Raw genomic sequence first — 17,302 nt, 5'->3', positions numbered from 1 at the left:
TGTTGAATTAGGTTTTATTTTGATTCTTTAAACTTCTTATAAACTTCAGCGTTAAATAGTGAAACTGACTCAATCTGATCACGTGGAATTACGTGCCTATACTGCTTCAATGAAAGTGGTTGAGTATCAAAACCAATGCTACATTCCTGATAATGATCAGCATAGTTGACATCTTCAATGAATGACAAAGTGTCTTTATCGCGGTAGCCACTAAGGAATGGTATTAATACGATCACATCAGTATTAAGATGTTCAAGCCTTAATTCCTGTGGCATTCCCACATAGACTTTTCTTGATTTCAATGTAATTGAAACTAGCAGGTGCTGGTTACTTGTAAAAGATTCGAGAATAATTCCTTCAATAGGATTGGATTGAGCTATTTCATTGAAAATTCTATCTCTTTGCTCAGGATCGACAAGTTTCTTTTCTTCGTTCTTTGATTCGATAAAGCTAAGAATTCCGGCAATTATTACAAGAAGTACAAATGGAAGGCCTAAACCAACAAACTTAATCTGTAGAAGATCATACGCAAAGGTGAAATATTCAGGCTTTTCTTTGAACAGCAATGGGATGTTAAATATTAACATTACCAATACAAGTGCGAGCCAAAGAATCAAAAGCGATATAAAAGATATACTAACGTAATAAGCGCCTTTCATGGCTACCTGAAAATAAGATTGCCATCCCGTTGATTTTTTGAATTGATGCTTTGATGGTATGTGGCTATTGATGTACATATAGCCACATACTAAAACGACAACGATTAATGCAGCGCTCATCTTTATCCTTGACGAAGTTTTTTACTTGCTAAAGCATTAATATTTTCATCAAACGACCTTCTAACGTCTGCGTTTTTATTGTTAACAATTAACGCACCGCTTCTGTCGAAATAATAACGACTATTGGAATTTTGGGATGCCGGACTTTCAGCAGTATCCCAGCGATTGTCAACAAACAAATCCATGATACGGTCTGGATCAGCTAGCCTAGCCATGAAGCTTTTTACGTTTCTCATATACATTCCTCCTACTCAGAGAACTATCCGCTTTCTGAGATGCAACGAATTCATTCGCTACAAAATGCCGTCCTTGATGCTTCGCAACTCACTAATAATTCATGTTTATCCGCAAAAGCACTGGCGATAACCACAGTTATCGTTATTTGAGTGTATTACCTAAAAGGTAACTCTTCAACTTTTGGTTGCGCTTCTGATGACGTAAAGCACATCTAGAACGCTCTCACAAATGTGCGAAATTGACGCATACCACCATATGATTTTGAAATGCGCCTCGCCACGAGCTTCCTATCACGCATAAAGGGCATTCAAAAACGTTTACTTTTCGCATCAGCCGTAAAATCACTCAAACCGCTCGCTGGATGAGCACGAAAAGTTCAAGCTTTCCGCGTTCATTCAGCATTGCAGAAACGATTTTTTCTAAAAGCTAAGGCGGGAGTAACACGGTTGGCACAACAAGAGGGTTTACTTCACCTTCACGCAATCATATGACCAGAATTCGCGCGGCTGGTTCATGTTAGTGCGGACGACTTCAACGTTGAGGATAGCCTTATTGTCACGTTTAACATAGTCAATACCCAAGTAACGACCTACCTTCGGATCAGGTAGCATCCACTGCATCATGACGTTATTAAAATCATCCTTTTGCTTTAAGAATGTCATCTTCTGAGTTTCGGGTTTTTGACCGTTAATATGCATGAAACCATCATGCGCAGCTTCAAGATGAAATGGCCCGCACTGAGTAGCAGCCAAAGAAACCGTAGGAGTTAAAAGCGCGGAGAGAAGTAACGCACCGATGGTTTTCATCATCCAACCTTACTGAGTGTATTGAAACTCTGCAATTCAGCAGCTCCTTTAGCGAGACACAGCAGGTCCATATACCAGGCTTGCCCGCGAGTGTCACCAGTATAGTTGATGCTGCCTACGATGTAATCACCGTCGGTATTAATCGAGGCAGGCTGCGAGCCAACTAGGCCACCGACTGAAAGGTTGCCGTTCGTCTCCGTTTCACCCAGTTGTCCCCCTGCCCCCTGCGTGCCAGCGATCTGCTCGTTAGACAGCGCCGCGCGATACACTGAGTGCTGGTCAAGGCGGATTAGGCCGCCAAGCTTAATGTTTGGGTTAATCAGGCAGCGCACGTTCACGCCCGCGCCCATCGTCTGCTGAGGCATACCGACAAGGCCAGTATTCGCATTTAGCACGACAGCCTCATGGATGTACTTCCCTTGCGGCAGTATGTTCACCTGGTTGTTCTCGTACCACCAGTTAGCACCGCACTTTTGGGCGATATCGTTCATCAGCACGCTGGTTGACTGAAAAATCACGCGGCCACGCGGGAAAACGGTATCAGGCATTTCCGGTATGCTGCCGGTTGTAATGCCGTAAGGCTCGAAGGATTTCATGCCCAAATCGAACAGGTCCGAATACTTCCACCCGGCGGCCACGGTAGTTTTTACGCTGGCGTTGAGGTGCCCATCCCAGCTGTCGAGGCACTGAAGCAGCACCCACGAATCGGTAATGTTCTCTTTCCCGGCTATCGTAAAGCGAATATCGCCGTTGAATATCAGGCCGATATTTTGGTCAGGGTAATTACCGGCAACATCCTTCAGTCCGTCATAACCCGCGATGACGCGAACGCGCTTAAACTCCTTCCCCATGATCCGGTTTTGCGTCTCTGGGGAAAGGTTGTAAATTTTGAAGTTGCCAACGAAGCCGTTAAAAATGGTGTTCGGCATCTTTTCAATTTCGAAAGTCACTTTCAGGTCGGACAGCGAAATGCCGCTGCCACCATCATCGAGAAGCTGCAACTCAAAGTGGCGCATCCAGTTAAGGCTCATAATTACTCCGTCAAAACGTACAGGTGACTGTTGATGCCGAGATCGGTTTTCGTGGGGTACTCCTGCGAAGCATCGTCACAGGCAACCACCAGCTTAAAGCCCAGCTGTAAATGACTGAATTGCGCGAGCAAATCAACACCGCTCACCAGCGCGATACCGGTGACTATTCCGACATCATTGTTGTCGATCAAATCCAAAACCCAGCCCACACCCTCACGCCACACAATGCGCATGGTGAGCGTTACCCCAGCAAGGGTGGTGCTGAATGTTTGGTTGTCAGGGGATAGGGGGATTTCGTTAATATTCACTTATCCTCCGAAGATGCTACTCAGTATCGAACTGTTAGCTGGCTTAGGGGTTTTCACGCCCGAATTCAGCACGGGCGACGTGCTAACGCCCTCCTTCATGCTGCCCTTATCGGCAACGCTAATGGATTGCGTCCTGGTGATGATCACCTCCCTGAGCGTGAGCGTCGCCATTAAGACGTTTTCACTTTCCTTATCCGTGGTCACATCCAAATTGCGGATAAGCATGTTTTGGTACTGCCGCTTCCCGGTAACGACATCAAAGGGCTGCCGGCTACGCTGTAAATCAAGCAGATTCTGGTAAACCTCCTTCGGACTTAAACCCAAGGAGAGGCCGATAGAGCTGGTATTCAAAAAGCTCGGGTCCAGCAAAGAACCGCCGCCAGAGAACCCCACATCCATTACCAACTCCGAGGGGCGCCGGTAAGCATGGTCGGAAGTAAACCCTGCCCCTGAAGAACCATCCCCCGTATTGGTCGGTACCTCAAGCGGATGCTCGGTGATTTCCAGCGTGTCCGAATGCTTCTCAGAAATCACCACGTCGGGAATGATAAGGCCGATCCTTCGGGACCGCTGGTGAAGAAGTACGGAAAGAATATCCATTAGCTCGGCCCTTTGTTCATTTGCTGAGTGGCCCTTGAGTTAACAACGGACTGGCGTTGCCCTATCTCATTGGCCGTAGCGCGCGGATCGGTCGCACCATAAACCGTAATGTGCGTTTCTTGGTTCAGCGTGTGGCCCGGAAGATTGCTCTTCACTTTTGGCACGTACTGGCGTGTTTCCTTGGGTGCCAGCGCCATGCCGTACTTCTGCACGTTGCCAATCCCCCAGTTATAAGACGCCAGCGTTTTATCCAAGTCTCCGCCGTTCTGCTTCATCAGCTGAGCAAGGTATTTGGCAGCCGCCTGCGCTGACTTAACCGGATCAAACGCATCGTTGCCACGCAGCCCCAAATCCTTACCTGTCTTCGGCATGATTTGGAACAGACCCTGAGCGCCAGCGCCAGACACGGCGTTAGGGTCGCCAGCTGATTCAGTGATGGCCACGCTTTTCAATAGCCCCTCTGGCAGCTTATACAGCGCCTCGAGCTTGCTGAATGTTGGTTGAAGCCATCCCAGCAGCGCAGCACCGGCCGTTGTCGGTTTTGGCGCGGTGACGCCTTCGGGCATAGAGTAGTCAGTGCTTGAGGTATTAGTCTGAGCGGCGGCCATGTTTACCAAGCGCAGCAGCGCATCCGTGAAATTATCGGCGAATTTCTGGCCCTTAATGCGTTCAACAGTTTCATTGAACTGACCGGCAACCGTACCCGGCAAGTCAGCGTTTTTAATTTTTCGCGTTGACTGAGCGTGCTGCTCAGGTTCATCCGTTGAACCGCCGGCCCATTTAGGCAGCACCTTATTCAATGAATGATTTGCATCGAGATAAGATCCATTCAGGCTGTTATTAATCCCGAAATAGATGTTATTTAACGCATCATTCGCCGAGTTGTACTTATCCAATAGCCAGCTGCGTGTCTCCATGGCACTTTTAGTTACGCCCGGCATAGCATCAGGCTGGTCACTACCCTGTTTTAACAAATCCTTCGTTAAATTCGCAGCATCAGACCATCGCCGGTCTTTAATGGCATTCAGCAGTTTTGCGATGGTATCCAGCATTTTCGCCAGCTCACTAAACTGATGAGTCAGGCTGTCCAGTTCCCACTTCGCGGTCCACTTTTTCGGGTCGATGCCAAACAGCGCACCAACTTCTTTCGCCAGACCTTTGACGCTTTGCAGTAGTTGATCAATGCCCTTTAGCGCGGAGGTAATGCCCGGCTCCCACTCCGCCCAGTTAATCAGGCTCTTGCCGCCCTCCTTCCACGTTTTATAGTCATCGTAGAGCAGCCCCAGCGAGCCAATAAGCAAGGTGATCATGCCAATTGGCGAGGTCAGGAAAGCGCTGTTCAGCAGCTTCCACGCCACCAGCAACCCACCGAATGCAGCTATCAGTTTCTGCGTACCGCTGTCGAGGTTGTTAAACCACTGGCGAATATCACCGGCCGCCTGAATCAACCGGAAGACTACCCGCCCGATGGCGTCAGCCAGCCAGAGGATACCCTTTACGCCGCGGGTGATGGTGTCTTCGATTTTCGGAAAGTTGTCGAGGATTTGCTTGCGCAGGTTGTCAATTGAACCCGCTAGCCCGTCAGCGAGGTTAGAGCCGATTTTATCCCGCGCCATGCCCGCCATCGCGCTGAAATCGCGCAGCGAGGTCATGAAGTGGTTAGAACTCACGGCAGCCTGATCGGCGTTGAAGCCAATCACCTTTGCCATGGCAGAGTATTCAGCAGTGAAACCAGTTAGCCCACGGCGCATCGCCATCAACGTGTTTTCATCAATGCCGAGCATCTGCGCGTACTGGTTAGCGCGATAGTACGGCATCTTGCTAAGCTGCTGGCCGACGCTGGAGAATACGGCGGACATGTCGCGCATATTCCCGCTGGCGTCCCGCGTCTGGACGCCCAACCGATTCAAGAATCCTTCGGCACCGGGATTGTTGCGCATAAATCGGGCGAGGCTTTCTAACGAGCCTTGCGCAGCTGCCGCGCTGGAGCCGGTTTGCGATGCTGCATACCCGATTGCCTTGATGCCTGCGACCGTTGCGCCAGTGCGCTGCGACGCCCAGTACAAGTCATCCAGACCAGAGGCAATCTTGGCGGTGAACGCCGTCACCGTCAGCGCGGCACCCTCGACCACGGCAGCCATTTTAAAAACGTTCGCCGTTACGCCAGCAATTACGCTGTCGAACTTCTTGGCACCAGCATCATCGATTTGGAAACCGAGGCTGATCAGGAAGTCCTTAATAGTTTCAGCATCCATCGTTATCAGCTCTCCACTGCTCTATCAGCGCCTCGTTGTCAGCGTCCAAATCAAGGCAGTCATTCATAAAGGCGATGTCAGCGAGATCGACCGTGCCGTCCTTCAGGTTTGGGTAAGTGATGTACCCCGCCTTAACGGGGCGCATCAGCCAGTCCTCACCGCCGGGCAGCGCCTCAAGGGTTAATCCGCTGGCGCTTCCTCCGCGCCTTTCGCGGGGAGTTCTCGCAAAAAATTTCCCAGCGAATCACCCACCACGCGCCCCACAATTTGCAGCATGCCGAGCATGTCCAGATCGTCAAACGCCAGCTCGCCGCCTGCAAAGACCGGAACCCAGCCTTTATTGTGCTTGCGTTTCGCGACTGCTAAGCAGGGATAGATCACCGCGTTGGCGTCGTCGTCGCTCAAATCAGAAAGCGACTGGGCAATTTTCGGCAGCACCTTTTCCATGATGGTCGCAGAGTCGCCTTTAGCGGCCAGTCCCTTAATCGCCTGAAAATCAGAAAGCATGCCGGATAGCACCGGCAGCAATTTACGGGAGACTTTAAACTGGTCGAAGACGCTCAGCTTGGCGATGCGGTATTGCACGCCCTTAATTTCGAATTCCATCGGTTAGAACTCCCCTAACAGTTCGTCAACTTTGCCGCCGTCAAACACCCATGCGACCGTCCCAGCTACTTTCGGGTTATTCCAGTCGGGTTGTTTTTGGAAGGCTGCTGAGCGAATGGTCACTAAGTCACCGGATGCTGAGTTGCGGATAACAAAAACGTTATTGCCCCAAAGCGCGGATGACTGACTTTGCGCGTTATAAGCCAAAGACAGTTTCTTATTTACTGGGGATGTTTTGAGCAGCGTGATGGTCACCGTCCCGGCCTTTCCAGCATGCAGACTGTGCATGACTTCGCCGTCAGAGCCGATAGTCATGGTGTTCTTCGCTTCGGCCATCGCGACGGTGATCCCCTCTTCGGCGTTCTGCGCACCGTAGCCCAAATCAATAATGCCGGTCGGACCGGACATAGATGCCGAAACATCAATAAATGAATAAGTTGGCATTTTTTATCCTTATCGAACGACGTTGATTTGAACGTCTGCGAAGTGAACAGCGCCAGCCAGCTTGCAGGCCACCTGAATAACCGGGGCTTTGCGCTTCTCGCGGTCTGCCTGCGCCTGCGTTGCCAACGGGTTGGCGTAAACGTAATAACCCTTGGTCAGCGTATCGCCCGGACTAACCTGCCCAATCGGTCCACCGTTCCAAACACCCGGCGCAACCAGCCCGTTAGAAACAGCCTGATCCATCGACTGCTCGACGTTGGTCAGCAATCGAGTGACGCCTGATTCGGTCTGAGGGATCTTGGTGGTGCTGGTATAAAGCAGGTTAAAGAGGTTGGTTTGGACGAAGTTTTGCAGCCAGTCGAGGCCATGGCGCTCATCGAAGAAATCGCCGTTAGACATCACGCCCTGCTGAATGATTGCCGTGTCGTTCTGGTAGTAAACGAAGACGTTGGCATCCTTCGCGTCAATGGCATCAGCCTGTGCGACGGTCAGCGTTTCGTAGGTTACCGTCGGCTCTTGCTTGAATTTCAGCGTGATGGTGGTGTTGTTGCCGTTGAAGTTCACGGTAAACGCACGTCCGAACGCCGACAGCGCGGCATATTTGCTGGATGAGGAATACTGGCAAAACGTGCGTCCATAGCTCCCCGTCTTTAGCTTCGACGCCAGATCGGTCGTTGTCGCCGCTACCAACGTATTCGGGTCTTGCGTGGTGACCGCAAAAATACGGGAAACGCTCGCCGATTCAATGGCGGTCGCCACGGAAAGCACGTCAGCATCCGGCAGCGCAGCAGAATCAGCAACGCCTAGCCCATACCAGTTGGTGAACTGCAAAGCAGCGTTAACAGCCTGCAAGAGCGTTTCAGGCGTCCCCGTCTCGGCCGCGGCGATCGTCTTGGCCCAACGGCCAACGTAAACCTGCGTTGGCGCGGGTTTCTGTGAGAAGAAGACGGTTGCCGCTTTGTATTCTTCGCTGGTAATGCCGAAGTCGGTCCCGATATCCTCGGGGCTGGCGTACAGGCGAATGCGCTCAGAGATTGGAATAACCTCGGACGAGCCGAGGATCAGCAGAGCGCCGAAGTTGCGCCCCGTTGCCGCCGTCGGCGACATGATGACGTCTACTTGGACGACATTAGAAACAGGTAAGCCCTGTGGCATGGTTTAATCTCCGAAAAAGGAAACGGATGCATCGAGGATGGATTTGATTCCGTAGGTGCGGACCAACTTGCGGCGCAAGTAAATGGTCATGTCATAGCGCCGCACCCACTGGTTATTAATCAGCTCTGGCGCGGGGGTTAGCTTGGTATATGTGCCGAGGGAAAGGCCGATTTCATTCAGCTGGGCGTTGTTCTGCGACACCATCAACCCGTCACGAAACTGCTTGGCAATACTTTGGCTATTCGGCCCGTAGAACGAGGCCAGACACTCGATTTGTTCATGTTTCCACATCTCAGCGGAATCATCGGTTTGGTTTTGAAAGGCCGGATTGGCATCATCATCAGTCACCATAATTCCAAGCGCACACCAGTTCGCATCCTGCGGCGGCATCGCGGCCTGTGTTGGCGTCCAGCGGGGGCGAACCATTCCGGCGGACAAGCCTGATAATCCCCTCAGCCACTTATTAAGCTTTCGCTCGAGCGCCTCATCATCGTCAGGGGGATTGCCGGTAGGCGTCAGCCAACCCGGCGCTGTGGTGTTATTGCTCAATAGGCGTTCCTCCGTCAAACGGCTGCAACTCGCAGTGCGCCTGAACAAACCCCGCGCCATATGCCGTATAGGGATCAACGAACGTCACGCGATAGTCGCGATTCTGGTAGGTCACGATGTCTGCATCGCGTCCGGTCTGGCCCTGCGTAAGCCGCTCCGTGGTGACGATGAGGATCGCTCCATTAACGACCTGCCCGGCCTGCATGCGCCGCGCTTCGAGTGAACGATCAACCGTCACCACGCCAGCAAAAGTGGCTTTCGTTTGCGCGTTACTGGCGTAGCCGTCGTCATCAACGGCCTGAATGTTCCGCGTCACAACCAGGGAGAAGTCAGCGAAGTCCGGATCAAAGAGAATCTCGGTCACGTCAAGATTTGGCATTTTTGTTCCTCACGACATAGGTTATGGCGCGCCGGTACTGGCCTTCATCAATCAGTGGACGCGCATTCGCATTGTCCGGTGCGTTACCCGCTGCGCGGCTGGCAAGCTCTTTAGCAGCCCCTTTTCGCCCGCGTGCTGCACGCGCTTTAAGCGTGCTTTCCGCGAGGGGCGTGAAGCCTGTAATGGTCATGTAACGCTTGACGCCATCAGAGGCGATAACCCCAGCGGAGTTGAGCGCACGCTCAGCAGCACCGACATCACCATCCAGCGCAGCAATGGCAGCCTTCTTCATCTGCTCGACCGTTTGGGTCTGAACAGATTCGACGCCGGGATGGAGGTGAGGACGCGCCGGAATGTTTTTAGCCGGCGAGCCTTTTTCGTTGATGTAGCCAATTGCAGCGTTGCCAATATCCGACTTCACACCCTCTTCCGGCTCACGCTGATCCGCTTCTTGCGGAATGCCCACCAGCACATCCCGCCCGACCATTTCTAAAAGCGCGGAGAGAACATCCCGGCTTTTATCTGCCCGCACCGTCAGCCCGCTTTTCATAGCTGTATCCCGCCAAAACCAAACAGTGAGATGTATTGCCAGAATTCCGAGCCGTAGCGGGTGTTGTTCCAGAACTTCGCGTCAGGGTCTAGCGTGGAGCTGGTGTCAAAGCTCATGCTGACCTTGTCCACTGACTTCGAAGTCAAGATCCCGCTATTACTGCCGCCCGCGCCGCCAACCTGAGCAGCCCGCTGATCCGCCGAGTTAAGCGCCAGATAGTGCGCGACGAAAAGCTCGACGATATAGGGGAACAAATCCCCTTTATCGGACCCATCAATCAGTAAATCAGCGAGGTTGAGGCGAAATTGAATGGTTGCGTCGGGGTATTTGGTTACATCGGAGAACTGAGGAAAGTCGCGGCGGAAATCACTTATCGTCGGTAGATTTCGGTTTCTTGCCATCGTTGGTTTCCTCAACTACGGGTTTTTGCAGTTCTGCCAGCTGCGCGGTCAGGATTGCGATCTGCTGGTCTTTTTGTTCCGCGGCAGTCTGCAACTCTGTAATAGTGCCGTCCTTATCAGCCAGCTGCGCGGTCAGGCTGTCGATTTGCGACTGAAACGCTGCTGCATCAGACGCAGCCTTTGCCTTACCAGTTACTTCGGCGTGAGCAACAACGAACCAGTGGTCAGCCACCTTATCGTCAACCGTATGCTCTCCAAGCTCGAAGCGCTGGCTTGAACCGTCTTCAAAGTTGAAGTTGAACGGCGTATGCACCCGGATAATTTTCTTAGCCATTTAAATCTCCTGTAAGCCCCTTCCGGGGCTTGAGTGGGTTAGATGCCGTCCAGATACGCCATGGTTTCAGGGTACGGTGATTCGACTGCGCCCAACTTGCCGTAGTAGGTGGTCAGCTGGAAAATGCCGCGATACTGGATAGGCACGTTTTGCAGAGGGACCATCGGGAAGCGAACGTATTTTTTATCGTTGGTGTAGGCCACCATGCGGTCATTACCGCCAACGCCCGCGCCTTCCAGCCATTTCACCGCGTAGATATTCAGCGGAACGCCGTTCTGGTGGTAGGCAATGGTGTTCATTTGCAGGTAGGTCAGTAACGACTGATTACCAGCATCAGATACGATACGCTGAGCCAGAAGCGCAAAGGCTTTTGGCGGCAGGCGCAAGTCGCGCGGCACCAGCGTATATCCAGTTGCTCTCCATGCATTAGTCAGCAGCGAGTTGATCGAGTCCAGAATCTCTTGGTTTGTAGAGTTGGCCCATGTTTTAACGGCGTTGGTTACAGATGCCCCCGCGTAATTGAAGAGACCGTTCACACCAAGCTGGATGTCACCGCGATAAACCTGCTCGTCGGTGTCCATGTTCCATTTGAGCTGCATGCCATCGTACTTCTGCGCGTCAACTGGTCGGCCAACTTGCGCGGCGGCTGCCAGCTCAACAACGGTCCAGCCAAGTTCCATCCCCCATAAACTCAGCGGGAAGCCTTTTTTATCAATATCAAGGCTGATACCGGCAATGGCCGTGGATTCCTTACCGATCCAGTTCTTACCGTTCGGGTTTGGCGTACCGGCCGCAGCGAACGAGCTGTTTGTGAATGAGCTGATGTCATCAGCGATTGATACGTCTTCGCGCAGCTGGATATCACGCGACCAGGTGTAACCCGCCAGTGGAAGGTTCAGCGTCTGGTCGAGGCGCTCAAGCTCGCCAACCAGATACGCACCGGTGCTATCGACGGTAGCTTGGTCAAAAGTAAACATATTTAGCGGCTCTCTTAGATGTTGTATGCGATTTCGGCATTGCCTAAAGCATCGCCGGCACCGGTGAATGTTGCGTTAGGCAGCACGACGGTCTCGTCGGTAATTGCGGCCCCCAGAATTGCGCCCAGCGGGCTGGCATCGGTCGGATTGGCATTACGCACGTAAACCGGCGCGCCTTTCGTCAAATTTACCGCCGTGCCGCCGATGTTCACGGTCATGTAACCGCGCTTCATCACGTCGCCAGTAAAGTTGCCGTTGCCGCCAATCTGGCGAACCAGATCAGGCGTTGAGGTGGTTGGATAAGGGCGGACATAGAGGCCGGTAATAACGGTCGCAACGTCTGCGGCGGCCAGCGGCACGAACTTACCGTCAGCGCTGTCCTTACCTGCCAAGCCGTAGAAGCTGAAGGTATTCGCAGCATTGAGGATAACCGGCTCGGCGGTCAGGTCTTGCGGGCGTGAGATAGCCCCGGCGATGCCTACTGGCATCCGGTAAAGTAATGATGGCATTGGGTTACCTTATTTTTTCCAGTGAGCTGCGAAAGCCGCGTTAAGAGCAGCCGGAGAGTTTTTGTTAGAGGCGTCGAATGCGCTGATGCGGGTAGTATTTACAACCGCATTGTTGCGGGCCTTGGCGATTTCACTGGCAGAGACAAAGGTCGCGTCGAGTGTCGCTTTCGGCATTTTGGCGAAGTCCGGCGACGTGCCGACCAGCGGGGAAAGCAGCGCATAGCCCTCAGTCGTTTTAAACGCCGCGTCCATTACTGAACGCTTGAACGAGCCGAGTTTCCCACCTTCCGGCAATTTAACGCCCGGCATGATGAGGTCCGCGCGAGAAATAACGCCCTGAGCGTAAGCGGCATCAGTCGTCATTTTCTTCTTCTCTTCTACTTCGTCCGGATCGTCGGAGTCAGTGGTCGCCGCGGCTGGATTAATCAACTGCTGGACAAGCAGTGTCAGCGCATCAACCTTCTTCTCCAATTCGCCGACTGACGTCGCTCCGCCTTCACCGTCTTCATCAGTCGTCAGGCCGCCCAAATCTTTCTCAGGCGGTAGCGGCTGCGCGGGGTTAATAGTGATGTTTACTGCGCGAGCCAAATCAAGGCTAGGCTCGATCAGCTCATCGGGCGCGTTATTCACCAAATCAGCCAAACCATCGGCATCTTTAGTTTTAATCGCTCGTTTCAGCTGGCTAAACCAGCCCTGATTTTTGGTTGTCATGAATCTGCTATCTCCGATTGAACAACGAATACCTGCGCGACCGTTTGGAACGCTCGCACAGTGGTTACCGATAATGGTGTGTTGCCGTGCCTTTCCGGGTCCGCTTTGCTCATACTCGGCGTCGTAGCCCATCGAGATCTGGTCTTGCCCATCCATTACTTTTCGAATGCCTTCGGCGGTCTTGATGTGAATGTCGCCGAGCATTAAATCTGACTGGTCGCCCGCGCCGCGCCGGACGTTTTGAATATGGCCGTGCGCGAAGTCTTTCCAGTTACCCGGATTAACCATTTCGCTGGGGTGACCAAGGGTGAAGGCCATGCCTTCGAAGGAAGCGAGCGTTTCGGGCCGGAATACCTCGTCAGCATCGCGGGTGACGACTATCTCGCCATCCTCATCGCCGACCAGACCTTCCAGCTCGCTTTCGTGGTAAACCTGAGAGCCAGTGCGGGCGATTGGCACGTCTTTGCAGAGCAGCGAGCCGTCGGCCATTTCAAAGCGGGTATTGCCTAGGCGGGTGGTATAGAAATATTGCATCTTTAAGCCTTAGTTCTAACCCGCACTGATTTACCATCGACAGAGGCAATGCGCATTCCGTCGAGGGTTAGCTGTGCGTTAGAAGCAATGATGTTGGAGTGTGGAAGCACCACCTCTGGATAACAACGGCAGTTCGGGAACTGGCCCGCGTGGCCGGTCATGCCATCCAGCGTCGGTGGCGAATCCCAGCGAACATATTTACCGTTCATCTTGGCGTGAGACGGCCGGACGTCACCATCTTCTGAAGTGCGCCAGATATACCCCTCAGAACCAATCGCAACCGAGCGGGCCTGAGTGATTGCCGTGGAAGCCCGCCCAACTTCGGTACGGGCTATCAGGCGCGCTCGCGAAGCTGCCACCTCACCAGTACGCATGATTTCTTTTTGCAGCTCGGTTGAGCGCTTACCAGACACCACGGCTTCAATCGCCTGGTTATGAATGTCGTAAACGCGGTCGGCGGCCTCGAGCGGGAGAGATTTAAAGAGTTTGACTTGCTCTGACATCATGCTGCGAACAACCGAACCCGTGCTGCTGTCCATGATGTCGCGCAGACCAGCAGAGATTGCCTGTGACCTGTCACGCCACATCGCATCATCCGAAATTTTCAGCGTTTCAATCAGGCGCGCAGACACTGACTCGGCCCATGGTTCGATCAGGTCGGCGTATCGCTCCAGCCGGTCCATGATGTCGGTGACGCTATCATTGGAACCATCGTAAGAACCCTCGACGATTGCTCCGACTGCCTGCGCTATCTGTCGTAATTGTGTTCCGAGCTGGCGCTCCGCCCGTTTTAAGTTGGGCGGCTTGGACATCATCGAGGTCTTTCTCGCTCGGCGGCGGGAGATCATTGGCATCGTCAATATCCTTGTCGCTTATGGTCCCGCCCAAACCGGTTACGCGTGACGTCTCTTGCAGATGTTGAGCGCCTGCCTTCTCGGTCATCAGTCCGGCGTCCACGGCTTTCACCGTAGCGTCCACAACCTTGCTGGCCGTTTCCGCGCGCTCGCCGTCAGGCGTCTGCCACAGCTCATTGAACTCGAAGGAGAAGTCATCGGGCAGTGGCGTTGAGTACATGCTCATGTGCAGCACGGCAAAAAGCTTGCGCACAGGACGGCGCAGCTTTCTTTCCTGCTGAGTGGACACGTTGTCGTAGTAGTTGGCGAGATCAGTGTCGCCGGTTGAGAATCCGGCCGGCGATTGGCCGAACAGCCGGACAAGAGGAATGCCGAACGCGCCGGATACCTGCTGGCCGAACTGCGCCAGCACGTCGCTTAGCCCGGCGAAGGCATACGAATGGGCCTCGAACTTATCCTTGGCGTCCATGATCGTCATGCCTTCGCTGCTCTGGTACTGGCGAATCATGTCCATATGCGCCATCAGCGCTTTAAATGCTGGGTTGTCTTTACCCATCGCCAGCAGGCCGCGAAGCCCTTCAATGCTGTACGTGCGAAGGTGGGCTTTGTAAATCAGCTGGGCCACGCCAGTCGTCGCGGAGTCGAACGCCAGAAGGCGATCAAAACAGCGCTCGATAACTGACATCCCCCAGTCGTTTTCGGTCAGGCGCTGCTGATATGGCAGTGGGACCCCATCAAAACGAATTAGCCGCGAGTGGTGGATCTTCCACGGCGGGATGCCGGTTGCAGACGTCACTACGCGGTAAAACTCAGGCATGCCAAAGTCCGGCCCGATCTCTTTGACGCGCTGCTCGGTCGCTGCGTTGAGCATCCAGCGGTCCATCACCATGATGCCTTTGAAGGAGTCCTTCGCGATTGCCTCGATGCGCAGCGGCGTCGAATAGTTCTGCCCGTCAATCAGGATCACCCCGACCGCGCCGCCGTATAACCGCGCCCATTTCAGCGTGTCGTTCAGTGCCTCCCACAGCCCCATTTCATCCCAAGCGTTGTCGAGCTGCTTCTTGCGGCCGTCTTCCAGCTTTGAGGTGATGGTGATGCCCTTGCGGGTCATGTCGTCAGGAACGGCATCAACGCCAACGCCGACGAGCCATGATGAACGGTAAGCCTGCTCGACCAGCAGCCGGTTACGCGACGTCCAGTTGTTCTTGTAGGTGCTGGCGCCAGACTGGTTCGACTCGTTCAGGCCCAGTCGGGCAACAAAGTTTTCGTAGCTGTCGTGGGTCGGGATGCTTATCGACTCGACAGATTGTGTTTGTGACATGTTCAGCCTCTGCCAAGTTTCGCCCACGTGCCAAGGCCATCCGCGCTTGTGATGTAGCCATCAAGGCCATATCGCACGGCATCCCAGCAGTGGTTGTGTTTATCGACGATGATCGGGAGGATTTCCCCGGTCAGCCGGTCGGTTTTGTAGGAGTAGAGGCGCGCCTCGTCGATCATGTGCTTACAGCGCTCATGGATGACTATCGTTTCGAAGCTGCGAAGGTAAGTGATGCCGTCTTCCACGCTGCCGGGCCATTTCGACGCGGCGTCGATGTTGAAGCCTTGCTGTCCGATGTAGCTGATTGTCTCCGGTCGGCTGTTATCGCCATGAATGGGCCACTTGCGCGCTTCGGGGATTGAGTCGTAGAACTGGGCCATTTGGACCAGCTCGACGCCCACGCCGTAAGCCTCGTACTCGATATACAGTGAGTTATCGAGCATGAAGCAGCGTATGAGCGTGGATGGGTCTTGCGAGAAACCGAAGTCAGCGCCAAAGAAGAGTCGATCTGCCTGAAGGTACAAATCATCGGGAAATGCTTCAACGCGATACTTGCCGGAGAAGATAACCGCCTCGCTAATCGCGCGCGGCAAACCGAGCCAAATATGCTCGTATGCCTCGTAATCGATGCGCTTGCAGTACTCCATTTCCTGCCGCAGAACGTCAGGGAAGAAGGCATTATCCGGATAGTTAACCTGGCGGATGATAGCTCCACCGTCCGGCGGGTCTTCTTCGTGGCGCTTCATCAACATGTACGTTGGATCGGTCGCCTCGCGCGGGTTATAGGAAACCCAAACTTCTGACTTGTTGGCGCGAACGGTCGGGCCGAGGGTGTCCCAGCTGTCTTGCGATACCGTCTGCGCCTCTTCCACCCAGCAAATCTTGATGCCGTACATCGACTTGATGCTCTGGATGTTGTTACGCAAGCCTTTAAACGCAAAACGGGTGCCGTTACGCCCCTCGATTTCGTTGTTTTTTACCTTATAGAAGTGAGCGAGACCGAGCGCATGGATCTCAGCGTCCAGCAGTGCCAGCACCGAATCGTTAATAGAGTTTTGGAACTCACGCGCGCAGAGGATGATCATCGGCTCAATCGCGCCCTGAATAACCAGAGAGCGAGCTATTTCAACCGATTTACCGCCACCGCGACCGCCGTACATCCAGCGCCAGCGCACGGAACCTATCGGCGCGTCGTAAAGTACATCTGTCGCCCAGTCACTACTAAAGGCGTACAGAACACCGTCAATTATGACTGGGCTATCGTTTTTCCCGCGCGCAGCTTCTCCATGTGGGAAGCCCACACGTCGCTCGGGCAATTAGCCGGGGTAACGATGCAAACTTTGCCGTAGCTCAGGCCAGCTAAATCGACGTTGACCTCAGTCTTACTGGCCGCCATATCGATGCCGGTAAGCTGCGCGGCGTTCTTAACGTTGGGCGCGACCTGTCCAAACCTCTTATCGAGTAATGCCTGCTGGGCCGATTTATAAGAAAGCTCCGCCAGATCCTTCGCGTCGAACGTTACGAGCAATGCAGCTTCCTGTCTCAGCTCGCGGATACGGCGGCGAACGTCTGGCCGCTTGAGCAGAGTCGGGGCTTGAGTGTCAGCTCGCGTCGGTGAGTAGCCCGCGCAGATTGCGGCTTCTTTTTGGGTCATGCCGCGCGCAATGTTCTGCGCAAATTGTTCGTGCTGCGGCTTTAGAACACCCTCGTTTTCCGACGGTTCTTCCTGCGCAGCGCTGGCGCTTACTGCGCGGTCGTCATCTAGTGGCGTCTGCTTTTGCGCAGTTTTGCGCAATTCTTTGTGCGCAGTTTTTTGCGCAGAAGGTTTTTTGATGTACCTGCGCGCAGAGGTGTAATTTAGACCTTGCGCTTCACACCATTCTTTAGGGGATATTCCAGTGCTGGCATGATCGGCGAGGTACTGGTTTTGCAGTGTTCCCCAGTCCGGTTTTGCCATGATCGGTA

23 protein-coding genes are annotated in these 17,302 nt (G+C 53.5%); all 23 read right to left on the bottom strand.

All coding sequences use genetic code 11. The features are described from left to right. Positions 1–14: 14 nt before the first annotated feature. On the bottom strand, positions 15–779 hold the full coding sequence (locus tag V2154_RS02410) for a hypothetical protein (protein ID WP_353500917.1): 765 nt from the start codon (positions 777–779) through the stop codon (positions 15–17). 2 nt (positions 780–781) lie between these two features. Continuing rightward, the gene (locus V2154_RS02405; protein WP_353500916.1) at positions 782–1,015 is read right to left on the bottom strand and encodes a hypothetical protein; all 234 of its coding nucleotides are present in this window, start codon (positions 1,013–1,015) and stop codon (positions 782–784) included. A 465-nt stretch (positions 1,016–1,480) separates the two neighbouring features. After that, a complete protein-coding gene (locus V2154_RS02400; RefSeq protein ID WP_353503891.1) occupies positions 1,481–1,822 on the bottom strand; it encodes a hypothetical protein in 342 nt (113 codons plus the stop codon). Beyond that, positions 1,822–2,853: a baseplate hub protein gene (locus V2154_RS02395; protein ID WP_353500915.1), complete on the bottom strand. Its 1,032-nt coding sequence runs from the start codon at positions 2,851–2,853 to the stop codon at positions 1,822–1,824. Before V2154_RS02395 ends, V2154_RS02400 begins: the two co-directional genes overlap by 1 nt. Before the next feature lie 2 nt (positions 2,854–2,855). Beyond that, positions 2,856–3,161, bottom strand: coding sequence for a phage baseplate plug family protein (locus V2154_RS02390; RefSeq protein ID WP_353500914.1), 306 nt, complete (start codon positions 3,159–3,161; stop codon positions 2,856–2,858). Next, complete coding sequence (locus V2154_RS02385) at positions 3,162–3,761, bottom strand: phage baseplate protein (protein ID WP_353500913.1); 600 nt, start codon at positions 3,759–3,761, stop codon at positions 3,162–3,164. After that, a complete protein-coding gene (locus tag V2154_RS02380) occupies positions 3,761–6,016 on the bottom strand; it encodes a lytic transglycosylase domain-containing protein (protein WP_353500912.1) in 2,256 nt (751 codons plus the stop codon). The genes V2154_RS02385 and V2154_RS02380 overlap by 1 nt, the downstream gene beginning before the upstream one ends. Continuing rightward, entirely contained in the window at positions 6,006–6,161 is a 156-nt protein-coding gene (locus V2154_RS02375; RefSeq protein WP_278879049.1) for a DUF6889 family protein, read from the bottom strand. Before V2154_RS02375 ends, V2154_RS02380 begins: the two co-directional genes overlap by 11 nt. 35 nt (positions 6,162–6,196) lie before the next feature. Then, a complete protein-coding gene (locus V2154_RS02370) occupies positions 6,197–6,622 on the bottom strand; it encodes a phage tail assembly chaperone (RefSeq protein WP_353500911.1) in 426 nt (141 codons plus the stop codon). Positions 6,623–6,625: 3 nt separating this feature from the next. After that, entirely contained in the window at positions 6,626–7,066 is a 441-nt protein-coding gene (locus tag V2154_RS02365; RefSeq protein ID WP_353500910.1) for a phage structural protein, read from the bottom strand. A gap of 9 nt (positions 7,067–7,075) precedes the next feature. Next, complete coding sequence (locus V2154_RS02360) at positions 7,076–8,221, bottom strand: DUF3383 family protein (RefSeq protein ID WP_353500909.1); 1,146 nt, start codon at positions 8,219–8,221, stop codon at positions 7,076–7,078. A gap of 3 nt (positions 8,222–8,224) precedes the next feature. Then, positions 8,225–8,770: a phage neck terminator protein gene (locus tag V2154_RS02355; RefSeq protein WP_353500908.1), complete on the bottom strand. Its 546-nt coding sequence runs from the start codon at positions 8,768–8,770 to the stop codon at positions 8,225–8,227. Further along, a complete protein-coding gene (locus V2154_RS02350; RefSeq protein ID WP_353500907.1) occupies positions 8,760–9,149 on the bottom strand; it encodes a head-tail adaptor in 390 nt (129 codons plus the stop codon). The genes V2154_RS02355 and V2154_RS02350 overlap by 11 nt, the downstream gene beginning before the upstream one ends. Continuing rightward, on the bottom strand, positions 9,136–9,699 hold the full coding sequence (locus V2154_RS02345; RefSeq protein WP_353500906.1) for a hypothetical protein: 564 nt from the start codon (positions 9,697–9,699) through the stop codon (positions 9,136–9,138). The genes V2154_RS02350 and V2154_RS02345 overlap by 14 nt, the downstream gene beginning before the upstream one ends. Then, the gene (locus tag V2154_RS02340; RefSeq protein ID WP_353500905.1) at positions 9,696–10,100 is read right to left on the bottom strand and encodes a DUF4054 domain-containing protein; all 405 of its coding nucleotides are present in this window, start codon (positions 10,098–10,100) and stop codon (positions 9,696–9,698) included. Before V2154_RS02340 ends, V2154_RS02345 begins: the two co-directional genes overlap by 4 nt. Further along, positions 10,066–10,434, bottom strand: a complete 369-nt coding sequence (locus tag V2154_RS02335; RefSeq protein ID WP_353500904.1) for an STY1053 family phage-associated protein — start codon at positions 10,432–10,434, stop codon at positions 10,066–10,068. The genes V2154_RS02340 and V2154_RS02335 overlap by 35 nt, the downstream gene beginning before the upstream one ends. 38 nt (positions 10,435–10,472) lie before the next feature. After that, positions 10,473–11,411 carry a DUF2184 domain-containing protein gene (locus V2154_RS02330; RefSeq protein ID WP_353500903.1) on the bottom strand — a complete coding sequence of 313 codons (939 nt, stop codon included), beginning with the start codon at positions 11,409–11,411 and terminating at the stop codon, positions 10,473–10,475. A gap of 14 nt (positions 11,412–11,425) precedes the next feature. Further along, entirely contained in the window at positions 11,426–11,920 is a 495-nt protein-coding gene (locus tag V2154_RS02325; RefSeq protein ID WP_353500902.1) for a structural cement protein Gp24, read from the bottom strand. A gap of 9 nt (positions 11,921–11,929) precedes the next feature. Next, positions 11,930–13,165 carry a DUF2213 domain-containing protein gene (locus V2154_RS02320; RefSeq protein WP_353500901.1) on the bottom strand — a complete coding sequence of 412 codons (1,236 nt, stop codon included), beginning with the start codon at positions 13,163–13,165 and terminating at the stop codon, positions 11,930–11,932. Positions 13,166–13,167: 2 nt separating this feature from the next. After that, positions 13,168–13,977: a phage head morphogenesis protein gene (locus V2154_RS02315; protein WP_353503890.1), complete on the bottom strand. Its 810-nt coding sequence runs from the start codon at positions 13,975–13,977 to the stop codon at positions 13,168–13,170. Next, complete coding sequence (locus V2154_RS02310) at positions 13,865–15,340, bottom strand: DUF1073 domain-containing protein (protein ID WP_353500900.1); 1,476 nt, start codon at positions 15,338–15,340, stop codon at positions 13,865–13,867. The genes V2154_RS02315 and V2154_RS02310 overlap by 113 nt, the downstream gene beginning before the upstream one ends. A 2-nt stretch (positions 15,341–15,342) precedes the next feature. After that, positions 15,343–16,497, bottom strand: a complete 1,155-nt coding sequence (locus tag V2154_RS02305) for a PBSX family phage terminase large subunit (RefSeq protein ID WP_353503889.1) — start codon at positions 16,495–16,497, stop codon at positions 15,343–15,345. A gap of 86 nt (positions 16,498–16,583) precedes the next feature. Continuing rightward, on the bottom strand, positions 16,584–17,294 hold the full coding sequence (locus V2154_RS02300; RefSeq protein ID WP_353500899.1) for a terminase small subunit: 711 nt from the start codon (positions 17,292–17,294) through the stop codon (positions 16,584–16,586). Positions 17,295–17,302 lie beyond the last annotated feature (8 nt).

This window comes from Ewingella sp. CoE-038-23, assembly GCF_040419245.1.
Lineage (GTDB): Bacteria > Pseudomonadota > Gammaproteobacteria > Enterobacterales > Enterobacteriaceae > Ewingella > Ewingella allii.
Note: the sequence above shows the minus strand (reverse complement) of the source record. Positions and strands in the feature narration are given on the sequence as shown.